16 protein-coding genes are annotated in these 17,395 nt (G+C 58.1%); 6 read left to right on the top strand and 10 right to left on the bottom strand.

Going from position 1 to position 17,395, the window contains the following annotated elements; genetic code table 11:
* Positions 1–169 precede the first annotated feature (169 nt).
* Positions 170–1,159 carry a tripartite tricarboxylate transporter substrate binding protein gene (locus B9Z39_RS09890; RefSeq protein WP_199221196.1) on the bottom strand — a complete coding sequence of 330 codons (990 nt, stop codon included), beginning with the start codon at positions 1,157–1,159 and terminating at the stop codon, positions 170–172.
* An 84-nt stretch (positions 1,160–1,243) separates the two neighbouring features.
* Here B9Z39_RS09890 and acnA point away from each other — a divergent pair, with 84 nt between their 5' ends.
* Both acnA and B9Z39_RS09880 read left to right on the top strand, forming a co-directional pair.
* The gene (acnA, locus tag B9Z39_RS09885) at positions 1,244–3,952 is read left to right on the top strand and encodes an aconitate hydratase AcnA (protein WP_108301599.1); all 2,709 of its coding nucleotides are present in this window, start codon (positions 1,244–1,246) and stop codon (positions 3,950–3,952) included.
* Positions 3,953–3,963: 11 nt separating this feature from the next.
* A complete protein-coding gene (locus B9Z39_RS09880; RefSeq protein WP_108301598.1) occupies positions 3,964–4,935 on the top strand; it encodes a GntR family transcriptional regulator in 972 nt (323 codons plus the stop codon).
* A 53-nt stretch (positions 4,936–4,988) separates the two neighbouring features.
* Here the strand turns inward: B9Z39_RS09880 and B9Z39_RS09875 are convergent, their stop codons facing one another.
* From B9Z39_RS09875 to B9Z39_RS09860, 4 genes are all read right to left on the bottom strand, one after another.
* The gene (locus B9Z39_RS09875; protein ID WP_108301597.1) at positions 4,989–5,390 is read right to left on the bottom strand and encodes a type II toxin-antitoxin system MqsA family antitoxin; all 402 of its coding nucleotides are present in this window, start codon (positions 5,388–5,390) and stop codon (positions 4,989–4,991) included.
* Between the two features lie 2 nt (positions 5,391–5,392).
* A complete protein-coding gene (locus B9Z39_RS09870) occupies positions 5,393–5,689 on the bottom strand; it encodes a type II toxin-antitoxin system MqsR family toxin (protein WP_108301677.1) in 297 nt (98 codons plus the stop codon).
* Positions 5,690–5,882: 193 nt separating this feature from the next.
* On the bottom strand, positions 5,883–6,737 hold the full coding sequence (locus tag B9Z39_RS09865) for a DUF6671 family protein (RefSeq protein WP_108301596.1): 855 nt from the start codon (positions 6,735–6,737) through the stop codon (positions 5,883–5,885).
* A gap of 7 nt (positions 6,738–6,744) precedes the next feature.
* The gene (locus B9Z39_RS09860; RefSeq protein WP_108301595.1) at positions 6,745–7,752 is read right to left on the bottom strand and encodes a sodium-dependent bicarbonate transport family permease; all 1,008 of its coding nucleotides are present in this window, start codon (positions 7,750–7,752) and stop codon (positions 6,745–6,747) included.
* 85 nt (positions 7,753–7,837) lie between these two features.
* Between B9Z39_RS09860 and B9Z39_RS09855 the strand changes: the two genes are divergently transcribed.
* Complete coding sequence (locus B9Z39_RS09855; protein ID WP_108301594.1) at positions 7,838–8,746, top strand: LysR family transcriptional regulator; 909 nt, start codon at positions 7,838–7,840, stop codon at positions 8,744–8,746.
* 39 nt (positions 8,747–8,785) lie between these two features.
* Here B9Z39_RS09855 and B9Z39_RS09850 read toward each other — a convergent pair whose 3' ends face one another.
* Complete coding sequence (locus B9Z39_RS09850; RefSeq protein ID WP_108301593.1) at positions 8,786–9,763, bottom strand: tripartite tricarboxylate transporter substrate binding protein; 978 nt, start codon at positions 9,761–9,763, stop codon at positions 8,786–8,788.
* Between the two features lie 144 nt (positions 9,764–9,907).
* Between B9Z39_RS09850 and B9Z39_RS09845 the strand changes: the two genes are divergently transcribed.
* The 3 genes from B9Z39_RS09845 to B9Z39_RS09835 all read left to right on the top strand — a co-directional run bounded on the left by B9Z39_RS09845 (position 9,908) and on the right by B9Z39_RS09835 (position 14,067).
* Entirely contained in the window at positions 9,908–10,507 is a 600-nt protein-coding gene (locus B9Z39_RS09845) for a type IV toxin-antitoxin system AbiEi family antitoxin domain-containing protein (RefSeq protein WP_108301592.1), read from the top strand.
* 615 nt (positions 10,508–11,122) lie between these two features.
* Positions 11,123–12,913: an AAA family ATPase gene (locus B9Z39_RS09840; RefSeq protein WP_108301676.1), complete on the top strand. Its 1,791-nt coding sequence runs from the start codon at positions 11,123–11,125 to the stop codon at positions 12,911–12,913.
* 296 nt (positions 12,914–13,209) lie between these two features.
* A complete protein-coding gene (locus B9Z39_RS09835; protein ID WP_108301591.1) occupies positions 13,210–14,067 on the top strand; it encodes a fumarylacetoacetate hydrolase family protein in 858 nt (285 codons plus the stop codon).
* 47 nt (positions 14,068–14,114) lie between these two features.
* Here B9Z39_RS09835 and B9Z39_RS09830 read toward each other — a convergent pair whose 3' ends face one another.
* Genes B9Z39_RS09830 through B9Z39_RS09815 form a run of 4 tightly spaced genes read right to left on the bottom strand, consistent with a single transcriptional unit; the run spans position 14,115 to position 17,395 of the window.
* Positions 14,115–15,113 (bottom strand): tripartite tricarboxylate transporter substrate binding protein, encoded by a 999-nt coding sequence (locus B9Z39_RS09830; protein ID WP_108301590.1) that lies wholly within the window; start codon positions 15,111–15,113, stop codon positions 14,115–14,117.
* A 30-nt stretch (positions 15,114–15,143) separates the two neighbouring features.
* Complete coding sequence (locus B9Z39_RS09825; protein ID WP_108301589.1) at positions 15,144–15,827, bottom strand: CoxG family protein; 684 nt, start codon at positions 15,825–15,827, stop codon at positions 15,144–15,146.
* Between the two features lie 6 nt (positions 15,828–15,833).
* Positions 15,834–16,571 (bottom strand): enoyl-CoA hydratase/isomerase family protein, encoded by a 738-nt coding sequence (locus tag B9Z39_RS09820; RefSeq protein ID WP_100144403.1) that lies wholly within the window; start codon positions 16,569–16,571, stop codon positions 15,834–15,836.
* Positions 16,568–17,395, bottom strand: a complete 828-nt coding sequence (locus B9Z39_RS09815; protein ID WP_108301588.1) for an alpha/beta fold hydrolase — start codon at positions 17,393–17,395, stop codon at positions 16,568–16,570. Before B9Z39_RS09815 ends, B9Z39_RS09820 begins: the two co-directional genes overlap by 4 nt.

The following is a 17,395-nucleotide window of genomic DNA, read 5'->3' as shown; positions in this document are numbered from 1 at the left end:
TGTCAGTATGCCCAGGCTGATGCCTAAATGTGATCGCCTCGTCTTTAAGAATTTCGATTGGCAATCCAACCATCAAGACCTTGCTGGCTGTGCTGAACGCATCAGGCCTGCACCTTTCTGTCAGCCGACAGAACGCACCTTAACGCTCTCCACCAGAGCGCGCAGATTCTTACTCCGCCGTGATCTTGGCGGTGTCCACAATGCGCTGAAACTGCACCGACTCGGTTTTGATGAAGTCTCGGAATTGTTGCGTGCTCATGGGGGCGGGCTCGCCGCCTTGGTCTTGCAGCTTCTTGGACAGATCAGGGTCTTTGATGGCTTGCGTCACGGCGGCGTTGAGTTTTTGCAGCACATCTTCGGGGGTGCCCGCCGGTGCAAACAGGCCAAACCAGTTGTCGAGCTGGTAGTTGGCCAAGGGCTTGTACTCGGCAATGGCCGCAATGTCGGGTGCAAAGCTGGTGCGCTTGGCCGAGGTCACGGCAATGGCTTTGACCTTGCCGTCTTTGATGAAGCCTTTGGCCGCGGTGTAGCTCACAAAGGTCATGTCCACGTTGCCCGACACTACGTCAATCAATTGGCCCGCTGCGCCCTTGTAGGGAATGTGAACCATGTGGATGCCTGCCAACTCTTCCAGCAGCTCACCGTTGAGGTGCTGCGGGTTGCCCACGCCGCTGGTGGAGTAGGCCACCTTGCCAGGATTCTTTTTGGCGTAGGCCACCAGCTCTTCGATGTTCTTGGCCGGAAAAGCCGGGCTCACCACCAACACGTTGGGAATGCGTGTGACCAGCGTGATGGGGGTCAAGTCTTTTGACGGCGAGTACTGCATTTTGTTTTTGTAAACAAACGCGTTGATCGCTGTTTCGCCCGCAGACCCCAGCAACAGCGTGTAGCCATCGGGCGCGGCCTTGACCACAGCCATGGCACCAATCATGCCGCTGCCACCGGCCTTGTTGTCAATGATGACGTTTTGCTTCAGCGAGGCGCGCAACTTCTCGGCCAGCAGCCGCGCAATGGTGTCGACCCCACCGCCCGCCGAGAACGGCACCACGATCGTGAGGGTCTTGTTCGGGAACTCTTGTGCACTGGCAGGCGCAGACACACCCATGCCCGCTGCCATGCACATGGCGGTGAGTAAAAGCTGACGACGGACATTGAACATGGGTGACTCCAAAGGGGGGGATAGGTGTTTTCGAGATGAAGGATTTATTGCATTTTATATTTGTAAAATGCAATAATACAAGCCATGGAAAACACCTACCCATTCGCCCCAGCCCATTTCAGCGTCAACCAACAGACCTATGCGTATGTGGACTTGCCCACGGTCTGTGGCGAGCGCTTGCAGCAGTTGCCCATGGTGTTGCGCTTGTTGTTGGAGAACGTCATTCGCAACATGCAAGGTGCCGAGCGCGAGCAAGCCGTGCAAGCCGTGCAAGCCATCTTCGATTGGTTGCCCAGCGGCACCAGCGAAGCCGAGATTGCGTTTCAACCGGGCCGCGTGCTCATGCACGACACCACCAGCACCCCCGCCTTGGTGGACATTGCCGCCATGCGCAACGCGCTGCACGAGGCGGGCGTCGACCCTGCGGTGCTCAACCCTGGCTTGCCTGTGGATGTGTCCATCGACCACTCGTTGGCGGTGGAAGTGTTTGCGGTGCGCGACGCGGTGACGGTGAACTTGCAGCACGAGATTCGGCGCAACGGCGAGCGCTACCGTTTTTTACGCTGGGCTGCTTCGGTGTTGCAAGGCGTGCGCATTCACCCACCGGGCACGGGCATCATGCACACCATCAACCTCGAGCAACTCGCCACGGTCGTCACCACCCAAGACAAGCAGGGCGTGACTTGGGCCGTGCCCGACATGATGATTGGCACCGACAGCCACACCCCCATGGTCAACGGCATCGGCGTGCTGGGCTGGGGCGTCGGGGGCTTGGAAGCCCAGACCGTCATGTTTGGCATGCCCACCATGCTGCGCATTCCCGATGTGGTGGGTGTCAAGCTGGTGGGGCAGTTGCCACCCGCGGCACTGGCCACCGACTTGGCCTTGACCGTCACCCAGCGTTTGCGCCAGCTGGGCGTGACCGGCGAGTTTGTAGAGTTTTACGGCCCCGGCGTGTCCACGCTGAGCGCGGGCGACCGCGCTGTGGTGGCCAACATGGCGCCTGAATATGGCGCCACCACGGGCTTTTTTGGCATCGACGCCAATACCTTGGCTTACCTCAAAACCACCGGGCGCACCGACGCCGCCATTGGCTTGGTCGAGGCCTATGCCCAACACGCAGGCTTGTGGTTTGACCCGCAAGCCGAGCCGCGCTACACCCAAACCCTCACCATCGACCTCAGCACCATTGGCCTGCACGTGGCGGGTCCACGCCGCCCGCAAGACCTGTGGCTGTATTCGCAAACACCTGAGGCCTTGGCCGACGTGGCGTTCACACCTTTAGATCACTCAGACCACACGGGCCACTCAGTTCAGGCAGCCAGTGCAGACAGCGCAGACATCCATGGACGAGCCAACAAACTGCCACGCCATCCGGTGGCCATTGCCGCCATCAGCAGTTGCACCAACACCACCGACCCTGCTTTGTTGGTGGCCGCAGGCCTGCTGGCGCGCAAAGCCAGGGCGCTGGGCTTGCGTGTGCCTGCGTGGGTCAAAACCTCATTGGCACCGGGCTCGCCAGCGGCGGCGACCTACTTGGCGCGTGCGGGCTTGCTGGAAGACCTTGACGCGCTGGGTTTTGGCATCGTGGGCTACGGCTGCACCAGCTGCATCGGCAACACCGGCCCATTGACCGCAGCTGTGCGCGACGCGCAGCGGGCAGGCCAGTGCAAGGGCGTGGCCATTTTGTCGGGCAACCGCAACTTTCCCGGACGCGTGCACCCCGACCTTGAGCTGAGCTTCATCATGTCGCCACCCCTCGTCATTGCTTTTGGCTTGTGTGGCGACGCCCAAAAAAACCTGGCCGCCGAGCCGCTGCAAACCGCGCCCAACGGCCAAGCCGTGTACCTGAAAGACATTTGGCCCACGCACGAAGACATTGCGGCCCACGTGGCCCTGGGTGCCAACCCCGACGACTACGCGCGCGACTTTGCACGCGCCACTGCCAACCCCTTGTGGCACGCTCTGCAAGCACCGCATAGCCCGCTGTTTCCGTGGGACGAGCGCTCCACCATCCTGCGCCGCCCGCCGTTTGCCGCTGTGACCGAAGGCAGCCAACTGGGCCACTACAGCGCCTACCCCTTGTTGGTGGTGGGCGACGACGTGACCACCGACCACATCTCGCCCGCCAGTGCCATTCCACCCGACAGCTTGGTGGCCGATTTCTTGGTGGCACGCGGCGACGACCGCCACGACCTGAACGTGTTTGCCTCACGCCGTGGCAACTGGGAGGTCATGCTGCGCGCTGCCTTTCACAGCAAAACCTTGGTCAACCTGTTGAAGCCGGGCCTGCCCGTGGCGCACACCCTGCACGTGCCCAGTGGCGAGGTCATGCCCATCTGGGACGCCGCCCAACGCTACCGCGACGCCGGTGACGCGGTGGTGCTTGTGGCGGGCGAGCGCTACGGCATGGGCTCGTCGCGCGACTGGGCGGCCAAAGGCCAACGCCTGCTGGGCATCCGCGCCGTGTTGGCCGTGAGCTTTGAGCGCATCCACCGATCCAACCTGATTGGCATGGGCATCTTGCCGCTGCGCATGCCAGCAGGCATGAGCCCTCACACCTTGCAACTGCAACCGGGCGATCAACTGCAAGTGCACGCCGCGCCCGAGCTGTTGCAACCCCGGGGTGCCATTGCGGTGTGCGTGCGCCGTGCCGATGGACGCGAAGAAAGCTTTCAGGCCACGGCCGCGGTGGAAACGCAACTGGAGCTCAGCTTGCTGCGCGCGGGTGGGGTGATTCCGTCCATCTTGCACAGCACCATCCAAGCGCACGCTGATCACAAGGCCTGCTAGGCTCGCATGCCATGAGCACCGACACCTCCATCGCAGCCCAAGTGGTGGCCTACATCCACGCCCAAGGCTTGGCGCCGGGCAGCCACTTGCCCGCACAAGCCATGGCCGACCACTTGAAGGTGTCGCGCTCGCCCGTTAACGACGCACTGGCTTTGCTACATAGCCAAGGCGTGTTGCGGCGCGAAAAAAACCGGGGCTACTTTTTGGCCAAAGCGGTGGACGTGAACAACCGCAAATTGGCCAAAGCCCTGGGCCTGCATGCCCCAGACGCCGTCAGCGCCGCTTACTTTCGGGTGGCCGAAGACCTGCTGCAAGGCAACTTGCCCAACGCGTGTTCAGAAGCCTTGCTCAAAACCCGTTACGACTTGACCACGGCCCAACTGCAAGCCGTGTTGAGCCGCATTGCGCAAGAGGGCTGGGCCCATAAAAAACCGGGCTATGGCTGGGAGTTCTCGACCATGCTGACCACCCCCGACAGCCTGTTGCAGTCGTACCGCTTGCGCATTGCGCTAGAGCCTGCGGCCTTGCTAGAGCCCGACTTCTACCTTGACCCCCAGGTGCTGCAAAGCTGCCGCGCCGCCGAGCTGCACTTGCTGGCAGGTGGCATTGAAACCGACACCCCCGACCAACTGCACAACCGGGGTGTGCGCTTTCATGAGTCGTTGGTGGAGGCCTCGGGCAACCCGTTTTTCATCGACACCATCAAGCGCCTCAACCGTGTGCGCCGCTTGCTGTCGTACCGCTCCATGCAAGACCGCCAGCGCTACCCCGAGCACTGCCAGCAGCACCTGCGCATCCTGGACTTGCTGGAGAAAGGCCGCAACGCCGAGGCCAGTGAGGCACTGCGCAAACACCTCACCAGCACGCTGAAAAACCTGCAAAAAATTCGGGGAACTGTGTTTGACTTGCTGGGCAGCTTGCCCGCTGACTTCATGGCCGACGGCCGCCAAGACACCCCGCCCCAAGAGCGTGAGGGGCTTTGACGATGGCCCGTGCGCCCACCCGTTATCTGCTGGACACCAACATCTGATTGCGATCAGGCGGAGCGAACTTCCTTGAGAAGGTCGGGGTGTCGATCGAGTAACTTGAACAGTTTGACCAGTGCCAGCGGGGGCTTGGTTTTTCCGTTCTCGTAGCGAGAAAACGCGTTCACACCGCCACCAAAAATTTCGGCGGCCTCACGCTGACCAAGATCCAGCTTCTTGCGGACATTGACGATGAAGCTGGGATCAACGATCGCTGCGTTGACCTGCTTGTTGAATGCTTGCATCTCACGCATGACGCGCTCTGTTTCTGCCATGTCTGTGATCGACTCATCACAGGCAGGACAAAAATCAGCGGTCACTGCGGGAATCATGGTTGTTTCACCCTTGTAGGTGTAGGGCACATCCCGGGTGTCATGGATCAATTTCGCCGCACCACAGACTGGACATTTCATTGTCATAACTCCTTGAAAGAAACAATCAACACGTCATCCACGACCGTCAGTTTTAGATACACGTCTCCTGCCTTTGTGCTTGGGCGGTATACGTCTTGCCATATCGTGTGATCGACATGCGTGGTCATGCTCTTGTAAAAGTCTGTTGGAGTCAGTGCCTTCACAACATCCAACACCTCATGAAACTCAAACCCCAATGCGGTGGCTCCTCGCCTTGCCGATTGCGTTGCACGAACTTTTCCAAGCTCAATGAGAGCTTTTACGATGGATAGCTTGCAATGCGGGGTTCGCTTTTCCATGAGTCGACTATAACCTAGTTGGTTTTTTTTGGAGTGTGTTTCGAGGCGCATTGATGCGAGGTGCAAACAAGTACCCGCAATAGGTTCGTTCTAACGCATATTGCGCGACCCTTAACTAAGCAGGATGAAGTTCCGCTCGGATATTCGATTGGCGCATGGCAACAATGAAGTGGCTAAAGAGCCGGTGCTTGCATCAAGGGTTACACGCATCACACCGGCTCGGGTCGGCCCAGGGGTCTGTTTGCAGCGAACGTTGTTCTTCATGACCGCAGCTGTCGCAGTGCCACACCTTGGCCACGGGCAGGCGGGTTTGACGTGCGCAGGCTCGGCAAGGCAGCCCTCCCACTTGACGGATGGGGCTGTACCCCGGCGCATGGCACTGGGGGCAGGGTGACTTTAATTTTTGAATCAGATCGTCTGCCGCTTTGCGGATGATGGTTTGACGCGTGGGGTTGCAAAACGCACGCAGGTCGTTTTCTACCCACACCGCGCCGTTGGGCGACTCGGTCTTGACCAAGCGGAAGGCATCTTCAAGGTCTGGCCACGTGCACACACCTTTGAAGAGGTGCGCACCCTGTGGCTCTGAGCGCACCACCACATGGTGCTCGGGGAATTGGGCTTGCGCGGCGAACTGGTGCAAAGCCTCCAGCGTGCTCACACTTGCGTGGGCGCTTTGCGCGGGCCCATGTGCCAGGCCCATCACTTCAAAGCCTTGGCGCTGGTCGACCCACAGCAGCACCTCGGTGTTCCAGGGCATCAGGCCCGTGAAAGGGTCGGTGTCAAACGCGCCCTCGCTGGCCAGCCCCACCGGTGCGCCCGTCAAGTCCATCGCGATCTGCGCTTTCTTTCGGGCCGCTTCGCGTTGAGAGCCCAGGCGCTTCACCTCGCCGGTGAAGGTGCCCAAGCTGTCGGTGTCGTAGCCGTTGGTGTGCAGCACATGGCAGCCCAAGGCGGCCTCCAACGGGGCTTTCAACAAGTCTTGCTTGCCGTGCTGTGTCAACAGGGCAATTTGGCAGCCTTGGTACGAGAGTCGATCAAACACAGTCATGCAACATTCAAGTCAAAACAGCGTGTGCCAGGCTCACATAGATGGGGATGCCCACCAGAATGTTCAATGGAAACGTCACCCCCAAACTCAAGCCGAAGTACAGCGACGGGTTGGCCTCGGGCAGCGCGAACCGCAACACAGCGGGCACCGCAATGTACGACGCACTGGCCGCCAACACCATCAGCAAAGCACTATCGCCTGCGGGCAGTGCCAGCAGCCACGACAGCCCCAAGGCCGCGCTGGCGTGCACCACAGGGCCCAACACCGCATAGGCAATCAGCACGGGCGACTTGTCTTTGACTTGGGGCAAATTGCGCGCTGCCATCAGCCCCATGTCGAGCAAGAAGAACGCCAACATGCCTTTGAACAAATCGCCAGAAAACGGTTGCATGGCTTGCTTGCCGCTGTCGCCTGTGATCAGCCCCACCACCATGGCACCCAGCAGCAGCAACTGCGCGCCATCGGTGAACGACTCGTGCAAGATCTTGCCCACCGACACCGTGGGCTTGCCCGCTGGGCCACCCAGCGCGGCCACGCCACCGCCCACGGCCACCACCCCGGTGGCGGTCTTTTGGCGCAAGGCGTTGGCAAACACCACCGCCATGATGATGGCGGGTGACTCCATCAAGGCCATGGCCGCTGCCATGTGCCCGCCGTAGGCGATCTGTTGGTTTTCTAAATACTGCACCGCTGTGACAAACGTCACCGCACTCACCGAGCCGTAGGTGGCGGCCACCGCCGCCGCATCAAAGCCCGACACAAAGCGTTTCAACATCCAGTAGCCTGCCCACGGAATGCAGATGGCCAGCAGCACGGCGGCCCCCAGACTCGTGCCCACGCTGGCCGTGAGCCCGGAGTGAGAGAGTGCAAAACCACCCTTGAGCCCCAGCGCCATCAACAGGTAGAGCGACAAAAAACGCGAGATGGCAGGGGGAATTTCGAGGTTGGATTTGACGGTGCCTGCCAGCACCCCCACCCCAAAAAAGAGAATGGCTGGGTCGAGTAAGTTGTTCATGTGTGTGGTCCTTTGCGCCCATCTTAGAAATTCAGGTGTATCTTGTAAAATCGATTTTTATGTACTTGTGAATAGATAAAAGTCTATGAATATCACCTTCCGACAACTGCGCCTGTTCTTGGCCTTGGCAGACACCGGCAGCGTGAGCGCTGCGGCCAAAGCCATGCATGTGACCCAGCCCACGGCCTCGATGCAATTGAAAGAGGTGAGCCAGTCGGTCGGGCTGCCGCTGTACGAAGTGGTCAGCAAAAAAATCTACCTCACCGACGTGGGCAAAGAGCTGGCTGCCACCGCACGCGCAGTGGCACAGGCCTGGGATGGGTTTGAACAAAACGTGGACGCCATCAAAGGCCTGTCACGGGGCAAGTTGCGGGTGGCGGTGGTCAGCACCGCCAAATACTTCATGCCGCGCCTGGTGGGCAGCTTTTGCACCAAGCACCCGGCCATCGATGTGTCGCTGGAAATATTGAACCGTGACGGCGTGGTGCAGCGCTTGCGCGACAACCTGGACGACCTCTACATCATGTCTCGGCCACCGGTGGACATGGACTTGGGCGACGAAGTGTTCATGCCCAACCCGTTGGTGCTGATTGCCCCCAACGCCGACCCGCTGGTGAAAAGAAAGTCAGTGCCCTTGCATGAGCTGGCGCAACGCCGCTTCATCCTTCGCGAAACCGGTTCGGGCACCCGCATGGTGGGCGACCAGTTTTTTAAAAAGATGAAGTTCCGGCCCGACATTCGGCTGGAGCTGGGCAGCAACGAAGCCGTCAAAGAGTCGGTGGCGGGCGGGTTAGGGCTGGGGGTGATTTCACGCCACGCGCTGCACGGGCTGAAAAAAGAACACGGCGTGAGCGTGATTGATGTGAAAGATTTTCCGTTGCCCTCGGCGTGGCACATCGTGCACCCCTCCAGCAAAAAACTGTCGCCATTGGCCTTGGCCTTCAAACAGCATTTGCTCAAAGAGGTGACGCGCCGTCAGTGGAACTTGGTCTGAGCAACAGTTGGTTGGCCAAGTAACTGGTGCCTGCGCCCGTCAATCCACCGTCACTTGCCCGTCCTTCACCACCTTGGCCATGGTGGTCATTTCGAGTTTGAGCCACTGGCCAAACTGATCGGGGCTCATGGCCAGGGGCTCTGCGCCCAGGGTGGTCAGGCGTTCTTTGATGTCGGGCAGTGCCACTATGCGTTGCACCTCGGCATACAGCTTGTCCACCACCGGCTTGGGCGTGCCAGCGGGGGCCAACAGGCCTTGCCAACTGCCGGTTAAAAAGCCCGGCAAAGTTTCGGCCACCGTGGGTGTGTCGGGCACTTGCGCATTGCGCTTGGCGCTGCTCACGGCCAACAGCTTGAGCTTGCCCGACTTGACGTGCGGGTACGTGGCCACCATGCCGTTGAAGGTCACGTCCACTTGGCCGCCCACCAAATCGGTCATGGCTTGTGCGCCACCTTTGTAGGGCACATAGCTCCAGGCCACGCCCGTGCGCTGCGCAAACATCACCCCAGCCAAGTGTGTGGCACTGCCCATGCCAGCGGCTGCTGCAAAGTTGACCTTGCCGTTTTGTGCTTTGGCATAGGCCACCAACTCGGCCACGTTGTTGACGGGCAGTTTGCTGGGCACCACCAGCAAGTGGGGCGAGTAAGCCACCATGGTGATGGGCGCAAAGTCTGTCGGCACCTGAAACGGCAGCTTGTACAGCGCAGGGCTGATGGCCAAATTGCCCACATCCATCAACGCCAAGGTGTAGCCATCGGGGGCCGACTTGGCCAGCGCATCGGCACCCACATTGCCGCTCAAGCCTGCACGGTTTTCCACCACGACGGCTTGGCCCCAGGCGTCGGTCATCTTTTGGCAGATCAAACGCGCCAAAACATCCGACGTGCCACCGGCAGGGAAGGGCACGATGATTTTGATGGGCTTGTTCGGGTAGCTGGCGGCTGCGGTTTGCGCATGGGCCAGTGGCAACACGCTGCATGCACCCAGGGCCACGGCCCACACCAAGTGTTTCAACATATGGGGTATTCCTTGTTTGAGTGGGCAGAGACTATCACCATGGCACATGGTTGGCGGTAGGGGTTTTCTTTGTCAGGGCGCCAAGAATAATACGATTAAGTCTGTACATGTTGACAAATACAGACGTAATCATAAAATACCTAAATGGACACAACCACCGAAAAAACAGCGCTCGATATCGTTCGTACATACGGGCTCGTGCGTGCGCGTGAACTGGCGCTACTTGGGGTAGCAGGTGGCACGCTTCAGAAACTGCTCAACACAGGCGGCTTGGTCAGATTGGGGCGTGGTGTGTACGCGCACCCGGACCGGGAAGTTCATGAGTTGGACGAATTGGGGCCGCTAGCAATCAAATACCCCGGCCTTGTGTTCTGCCTGCTCACAGCGTTGCAAGTGCATGGGTTGACCACGCAGTCACCGCATGAGGTGTGGGTGGCAATTGGACAAAAAGCCCGCGCCCCCAAGGTGGACCATCCGCCTTTGCGCATTGTTCGAATGAGCGACATCAGTTACGGCATCACGCAAACAGCCGTGGGTGATGTGGTGCAAATTCCTGTCACAAACATTGCCAAGACGATTGCCGACTGCTTCAAGTTCAGAAACAAAATTGGACTTGATGTGGCGCTAGAGGCATTAAGAGATGCATGGCAACAAAAAAAGGTCACGATGGATGAACTTTGGAAAGCCGCTGAACATTGCCGCGTTGCCAACGTCATGCGCCCATACTTGGAGAGCTTGGTATGACAGCGAAGAACATGGGCGCTTCGGTTCGCGCAAGAATTCATCACAAAGCCAAAGCTGACCAAGTCAACATGCAGTTCTTGTTGACGCGGTATGCGTTGGAGCGAATGTTGTACCGACTGTCTGTGTCCGAGCATCGTTATGGCGCGGTAAATTGACGGTTAGATTTAAGTGATTTAAATCAGACTATGTATATCGGCGAGTTTTATTAAATGTGAATTTTTGATTTTGTTGAATTTATAGGTTTGTGATTTAGGCAGAATATATACGGGACGAATCTAGGAGTAAGAGTGGTTTGGAACTAGGAGAACCCTCGTATTTCTTGTGTTCAACATTGCGAACTACTGCTATGTAGCGGCTACGGTCGTCCCCGGAAATCTACTTATGACTGCTATATGCCACGTTGCTATTTTATTGGGGGTTTCACTCGGCGAGGGAAGCACAGACAGATTTCCCACCGTAGCAAGCCAGCTTTTTGACACCATCTATAAGGGCGTTGCAATCACTTTGTATCGACATTTTTGTCTGATCTCGTTCGCCACTAATGACTAAGGTTTGTCAAAGCTATCACGCACATGGCGTCGGGATGTAGCATGAGATAAAAGTATGGGAGAGAAAATGTTTCTGAAAAAGATCCAGATAGAAAACACAGGCCCAATCGATTACCTATCTATTGACTTTCCACGGACAGCAGATGGATTACCCAAGCCTCTTGTGATCGTAGGAGAAAATGGTGCGGGCAAGACGATTCTTGTGTCTCACATAGTCAATTCAATGATTGCTGCACAGCAGGCTACTTACGATGACGCAGAAGTAGACGCTGGAAAAGTATATAAATACAGGAGTCCTACTTACATTAAATCTGGTTCAAATTACTCTTTTTCGCGTGTTGACTATGACTCTGATCAGTACTTGGAAGAATGGCAATTGAACGTCAAGCGCTCAGATTTCGAATCGACCCTTGGCTTCTCTCCTGCGCGCAAGTCTTGGACATCCGTACCCCTACAGGAGCACTCTCACTACTACACGAGCTTCAACTCCAACACACCTGGTGCAAAAGCGCTTTTTGATAAAAAGTGCTGCTTGTATTTTCCTGTGAATCGGTTTGAGGAACCTGCATGGCTGAATGAAGGCAATTTGAAGGGGCGCGCAAGCCATACTGAAATCAAGCATATTGACCGAATTTCGAATCGAACATTGATATCAACGTCGCCGCTAAAGCAGAACCGGAACTGGCTTCTTGATCTTCTACTAGATCGCCACGTCTTGGAGATGAGCCTAATTTCATTTGCGAATGGGCAAGGTTTACCATTTAAAATTTTTAAAGGATGGGACGGGGAAGGTTCTCGTATTTATGACGCCATTACTCAACTTCTGCGCACAACCCTGCGCTCTGATCAGTCAGTTCGGCTAGGTGTTGGTAACCGTCGGAATCGAATCATTTCAATCGTAAAGAATGAGAAGACTTGGGTGCCAAACCTCTTTCAGCTTTCAACTGGAGAGGTGCTTCTCCTTAATCTTTTCCTATCAACCATTCGAGACTTCGACTTAGCGGGCGGCTCTGTTGACACTCTGAGCAGTATCGAAGGTATCGTGGTTGTGGATGAGATCGATGCACATCTTCACGCAGTTCATCAACGTGAGGTGTTGCCAAATTTGATAGCAGCCTTTCCCAAAGTGCAGTTCGTTTTGACTACCCACTCGCCCTTATTTTTGCTTGGGATGCACGAAAAATTTGGTGAAGACGGCTTTCAGATTGTCAGTTTGCCTACAGGGTCTAGGTTATCTGCAATGGATTTTTCAGAGTTATCTGCAGCATATGACGCTTTCCGAAAGACGGATCAACATCGGCAAGAAATTCAAAAAATACTCCTTGAAAACGCTAAACCTATAGTTTTTGTGGAAGGTGACTATGACATTCGATATATCAATAAGGCTGCGGAGCTACTGGGTAAGGAGGATGTATTAAGCGCTGTGCAACTAAAAGATGGAAGTGGGTACGGAAACTTGGACAAGGTCTGGAAGTCTTACGACACATCAATGGCAGAAGTGCTACCCCAACGAGTCCTGCTTCTTTATGACTGCGACACGCAAAAGGCTGCTGCCAATCGGGGCATGGTTCTTAAACGTGTTATTCCATCAGTTGCTGCGAATCCCATTGCGATTGGCATCGAGAACCTGTTTCCTGGACAGTTGATTGAAAAGCTCGTTGCGACTCACGAGCAGTTCATTGACACGATAGACCCCGTACAGAAGCGCGTTAGGGGAGAACTACTGAACACGCCAGCGCAGATGATGGTCAACAAAGATGAAAAAGGGAATATGTGTAATTGGTTGTGCGCCAATGGAACAATCGACGATTTTCAGAACTTTGTCCACATTTTTGATTTGATAGAGCAAGTTTTATGAGGTGGTATGTGCATGTCCCTGGTGACTGCATTGGGTCTGAAGCAAACACTCATCCCCTTCAAATGATCGACCGCTATCAGCATCACGCGGACCCAGGCACAACTGCTAAAGGTCAATGTCTGCCGCTAATTTCAAAAATAACAACGTGTCATCAAGGTACTCTGAGCAATCGCTAAGCAATACAACTCACTAGCCGCTCTCAATTCACAAACCACACGTTCCCCCCGCGACATTCCCTCACCAATCACCCCCTCCCAACATAGCAAAATACACAGCAACCCCAAAAGGAATTGCCTGTGAAAATTTGTAGATTCGACAACGACCAACTCGGCCTGGTAGAGGCCGATGGTGTGCGCGATGTGACGGCCGCTTTGTCGGTGCTGCCCACCTGCCACTACCCCTTGCCACGCAACGATTTGCTGATCACGCATTTGCCTGCGGTGATGGCCGAGATCACGCGCATCGCGCCCACCGCACCCAAGCTGCCATTGGCTGGGCGTCGCTGGCTGTCGCCGGTGGCCAACCCGGGCAAGATTGTGGCGGCCCCGGTCAACTACAAAAAGCATTTGGACGAAGCCCGCGAGCAAGCCGAGATTCACCACAACAACCAGATTTTGGAAATTCAAAAAATTGGTCTGTTCCTCAAGGCCAACAGTTCGCTGTGCGGTGCCAGTGCGGGCGTGGCCTTGCAGCACCTGGACCGCCGCAACGACCACGAGGCCGAGTTGGTGGTCATCATTGGCAAGGGCGGGCGCAACATCAAAGCAGCCGATGCCTGGGGCCACATTGCGGCTTACTGCACCGGGCTTGACATGACGGTGCGCGGGCCGCAAGAGCGCAGCTTGCGCAAGTCGATTGACAGCTACAGCGTGCTCGGCCCCTGGTTGGTGACAGCCGATGAAATTGGTCACGCCGACCAGATGGATTTTTCATTGCACGTGAATGGCGAGTTGCGCCAACAAGCCAACACGCGCGATCTGCTGATTGGCATTCCAGAGCTGATTGAGTTTGCCTCGTCGTACTACAGCCTAGAGCCCGGTGACTTGCTCTACACCGGCACGCCCGAAGGCGTGGCGCCGGTGGTGCCGGGCGATGTGATCACCACCTCGTTCGCTGGCATTGGCGAGATGACGGTGGCTGTGCGAGCCGCTTAAAGCACTGAGCCAAGCCCCAAGTGCTTTGGGGCTTGGGCGCGGCAGGCTTACTCTCTCTCTAAGCCGCTCCGCTTGACAATCTCGCCCCAGTTTTTGAGTTCGCTGCGCAAATAGGCAGCGGCTTCTTCGGGGCTGGTGCTGGTGCGCGGTTGCAGGCCCAGCGACACCAGTTTTTGTTCCATGTCGGGTTGCGCCATCACGCTGTGCAGCGCGTTGTAGGTGGTCTTGACCAGGTCTTTCGAGGTGCCCGCAGGGTAGAGCATCATCAGCCAAGTGACGGCGGTGAAGTCGGCAAAGCCTTGCTCAATCATGGTGGGCACCGAAGCCAGGGAACCGCTCAAGCGCTTGGAGCTGCCGGCTGCAAGGGCACGCAAGCGGCCCGACTCCACATGGGCGCGCACGGCAGAGGCAGTCTCAAGCGCCATCGACACGTTGCCCGAAATCACATCGGTCAAGCCGGCCACGCTGCCTTTGTAGGGAATGTGGGTGATCTTCAAGCCCGCTTTGCGCTTGAGTTCTTCCATGGCCAGGTGCGACACCGTGCCGTTGCCCGACGAGGCGTTGTTGAGCTTGTCGGGGTTGGCCTTGGCGTAGGCAATGAGTTCTTTGAGGTTGTTGACCGGCAAGCCGGGGTTGCACACCAGCACAAAGGGCAGGTCGCCAATCAGGCCCACGGCTTCAAAGTCTTTGCCGCTGTCGTAGGGCACGCTCTTGTAGATGTGCGGGTTGGTGGCCACGGCAGACATGTGGGCAATCATCATCACCGAGCCGTTGGTGGGCGACTTGGCCAACTGGCCCAGCGCCAGGCTGCCGCCTTGGCCGGGGCGGTTGTCCACCACGTAGTTGTCACCGGTGATGGCGCGCATGCGCTCGGCCAACACACGCGTGACCATGTCGGTGGCTTGCCCTGCCGGGAAGCCCACCACCACTTTCACCACCTTGCCGCTGTCCATGATTTGGGCGTGGCCCAAGGGCGTGGCACCCAATGCGGCAGCGCCTGCGCTGGCCAACACGAGTTGACGGCGAGAGAGGTGAGAGGGGGTCATGTGTGTGTCTCCTAAATTTTTTTGTTCAGCTCAATGCATCCAGCGGCCAGCGGCAATGGCGATGAACGCCCCCAGCAACGCAGCAGGTGCCAACCACCAACCGGGCACCAGGGTGGTGTCGTGTGGGTGGGCATGTGCGGTGGCAGGGCTCGGTGCGCCAGCGGGTGCGCTGCTGGCCGATGTGCCATGCGATGCACCGGTGCTGGCAGCAGCCGGGGCGCTGGCAGCCACAGGCGCAGCCGCTTTGTCTTTGGCGCTGTCGGGCGCAGCCTCAGCGGGTACCAGTTGCAAACGTAAGGCTTTGAAAAAGTCGTCCGTCATTTTTTTGGCCACGCTGTCGATCAGGCGTGAGCCCACCTGGGCCAGCTTGCCACCCACTTGGGCGCGGGCTTCGTAGGCCAGTTCGGTGCCTTCGGGCGTGTCGCGCAGGGCCACGTTGGCGCTGCCTTTGCCAAAGCCCACGGCACCGCCTTGGCCTTCAAAGTGCATCAGGCACGAGCTGGGGGCATCCACCTCGCTCATGCGCAAGCTGCCTTGAAAGCGCGCGCGCAGCGGGCCAATGACAGTCTTGATGGCCACCTTGAATTCGTTGGGCGCGGTCAGCTCCACCGACTCGCAGCCAGGCAAGCAGGCTTTGAGCACCTCGGGGTTGTTGAGTGCAGCCCACACCACGTCGCGTGGCACGGGGATGACTTGTTTGCCAATGATTTCCATAGGGCTTCAGTGCGCTTTGCGTTTCATGGCGGCCGATGTGTTGACCATCGAGTGCAGGCTGCGTGCGTAGTCGATGGCGCCTTGCTCGTCCATGCGAGGAGCCACGCGCAAGTACTCTTTGAGGCCCAAGATGGCAGGGCGAGGGCGGCTGAGCAAAATTTCGCAGAAGCGGTCCACTTCGGCTTGGAGTTTGTCGGCGGCCACCACGTTGCTGACGATGCCGTAGGTCATGGCTTGCTGGGCGCTGATGAAGTCGGCCGAGTAGGCCATCCACAAAATGGCGTTGCGGTTCATGCGGTCGTACACCGCAGACATGACCATGGTGGGCATCACGTTGTGCGCGATTTCTGGAATGTTGAAGGTGGCGGTGTCACTGGCAAACGACACGTCGCACAGCGACGCAATGGCGGTGCCAAAGCCCATGCAGCGGCCTTCGATCACACCAATCACAGGCACCTTGCAGCTGCGCAGCGCTTTGTAGCTGTTGAAGATCGAGTCGTATTCGTCGCGGCGTGTGTAGGCTTCGGCGGCGGGCGGGGTGGTGCCTGCGTCGCGGATGCGGCCGGTGCAAAAGTCGGGGCCCACGCTGGTGAGGATCACCGCGTCAGAGGTTTCATGGGCGTTGAGCACCGCCTCAGACAAGGCGGCGGCCATGCTGTCAGAAGTGCCGTTGTCTTCGGCGCGGTTGAGTTGGATGCGAAGAAGACGACCGTCTTGTTGAATCAGCAGGTGGGGGTGGCTCATGGTTTGCTCCAGGCGGGGGTGTTGAAAAAGTGGCGCATCAACGCAGCGTTGAAGGCAGTGGGTTGGTCAATGTTGGGCAGGTGGCCGGCGTCGGCAATGATCTCCAACTTGGCATTGGGAATGACCTGGCACAACGCGCCCATGACTTGCGGAAACACGCCGTCGTTGGCGCCGGTCAGCAAGGTCGTGGGGGCTTGAATGCGGGCCGCTTGGGGCAGGTAGTTGAGGGTTTGAATGGCTTGGGCGCAGCCCACAAAGCCCTCCACCTGGGTGGCACCCACGGTGTCTTGAAAACGCTTGGCGGTGTCGGGGTGGGCGTCCAAAAACGCTTTGCCAAACCAACGCTCGGTGGTGGGCACGGCCAGCACGGCACAGCCTTGGGCACGGGCGGCGTCGATGCGTTCGTTCCACATGGCCCCCGCTGCTTCGGGCATGTCGGCACGGCCGTCGCATAGCAGCAAGCTCAGCACGCGCTCGGGGTGGCGAATGCCCAAGCCAAAGCCGCTCATGGCGCCCAGCGACAGGCCCACATAGTGCGCGCGCTCGATGTGCAGCGCGTCCAAGATGGCGATGGTGTCGGCCACCAAGTCGTCCATCACATAGGGGGCGGGGCCGGCTTCAGAGCCGCCGTGGCCTCGGGTGTCGGCACGCAGCACGCGCCAGCCGCAGGCGGCCAGCAGCTCGGCTTGTTGGGCCCACATCATGCTGGACGACAAGATGGAGTGGCTCATCACAATGGCGGGGCCGTTGGGGTTGCCTTGTTCCAGCACCGAGAGGTTGCCCACGGGGCCGGGGATGTGGTGTTGCAGGGTGGCGTGGCTCAT

This window comes from Limnohabitans sp. JirII-29, assembly GCF_003063395.1.
Lineage (GTDB): Bacteria > Pseudomonadota > Gammaproteobacteria > Burkholderiales > Burkholderiaceae_C > Limnohabitans.
The sequence above is the reverse complement of the archived record's forward strand: the minus strand, read 5'-3'. Positions and strand labels throughout refer to the sequence as shown.

Excerpts from the sequence above, each read along its gene's own strand:
- B9Z39_RS09850 (WP_108301593.1), bottom strand. The coding sequence starts at position 9,763 with ATGTTGAAACACTTGGTGTGGGCCGTGGCCCTGGGTGCATGCAGCGTG.
- B9Z39_RS09865 (WP_108301596.1), bottom strand. The coding sequence starts at position 6,737 with ATGACTGTGTTTGATCGACTCTCGTACCAAGGCTGCCAAATTGCCCTG.
- B9Z39_RS09815 (WP_108301588.1), bottom strand. The coding sequence starts at position 17,395 with ATGAGCCACGCCACCCTGCAACACCACATCCCCGGCCCCGTGGGCAAC.
- B9Z39_RS09860 (WP_108301595.1), bottom strand. The coding sequence starts at position 7,752 with ATGAACAACTTACTCGACCCAGCCATTCTCTTTTTTGGGGTGGGGGTG.
- B9Z39_RS09820 (WP_100144403.1), bottom strand. The coding sequence starts at position 16,571 with ATGAGCCACCCCCACCTGCTGATTCAACAAGACGGTCGTCTTCTTCGC.
- B9Z39_RS09830 (WP_108301590.1), bottom strand. The coding sequence starts at position 15,113 with ATGACCCCCTCTCACCTCTCTCGCCGTCAACTCGTGTTGGCCAGCGCA.
- B9Z39_RS09840 (WP_108301676.1), top strand. The coding sequence starts at position 11,123 with ATGTTTCTGAAAAAGATCCAGATAGAAAACACAGGCCCAATCGATTAC.
- B9Z39_RS09880 (WP_108301598.1), top strand. The coding sequence starts at position 3,964 with ATGAGCACCGACACCTCCATCGCAGCCCAAGTGGTGGCCTACATCCAC.
- B9Z39_RS09875 (WP_108301597.1), bottom strand. The coding sequence starts at position 5,390 with ATGAAATGTCCAGTCTGTGGTGCGGCGAAATTGATCCATGACACCCGG.
- B9Z39_RS09870 (WP_108301677.1), bottom strand. The coding sequence starts at position 5,689 with ATGGAAAAGCGAACCCCGCATTGCAAGCTATCCATCGTAAAAGCTCTC.
- B9Z39_RS09890 (WP_199221196.1), bottom strand. The coding sequence starts at position 1,159 with ATGTTCAATGTCCGTCGTCAGCTTTTACTCACCGCCATGTGCATGGCA.
- acnA (WP_108301599.1), top strand. The coding sequence starts at position 1,244 with ATGGAAAACACCTACCCATTCGCCCCAGCCCATTTCAGCGTCAACCAA.
- B9Z39_RS09825 (WP_108301589.1), bottom strand. The coding sequence starts at position 15,827 with ATGGAAATCATTGGCAAACAAGTCATCCCCGTGCCACGCGACGTGGTG.
- B9Z39_RS09855 (WP_108301594.1), top strand. The coding sequence starts at position 7,838 with ATGAATATCACCTTCCGACAACTGCGCCTGTTCTTGGCCTTGGCAGAC.
- B9Z39_RS09845 (WP_108301592.1), top strand. The coding sequence starts at position 9,908 with ATGGACACAACCACCGAAAAAACAGCGCTCGATATCGTTCGTACATAC.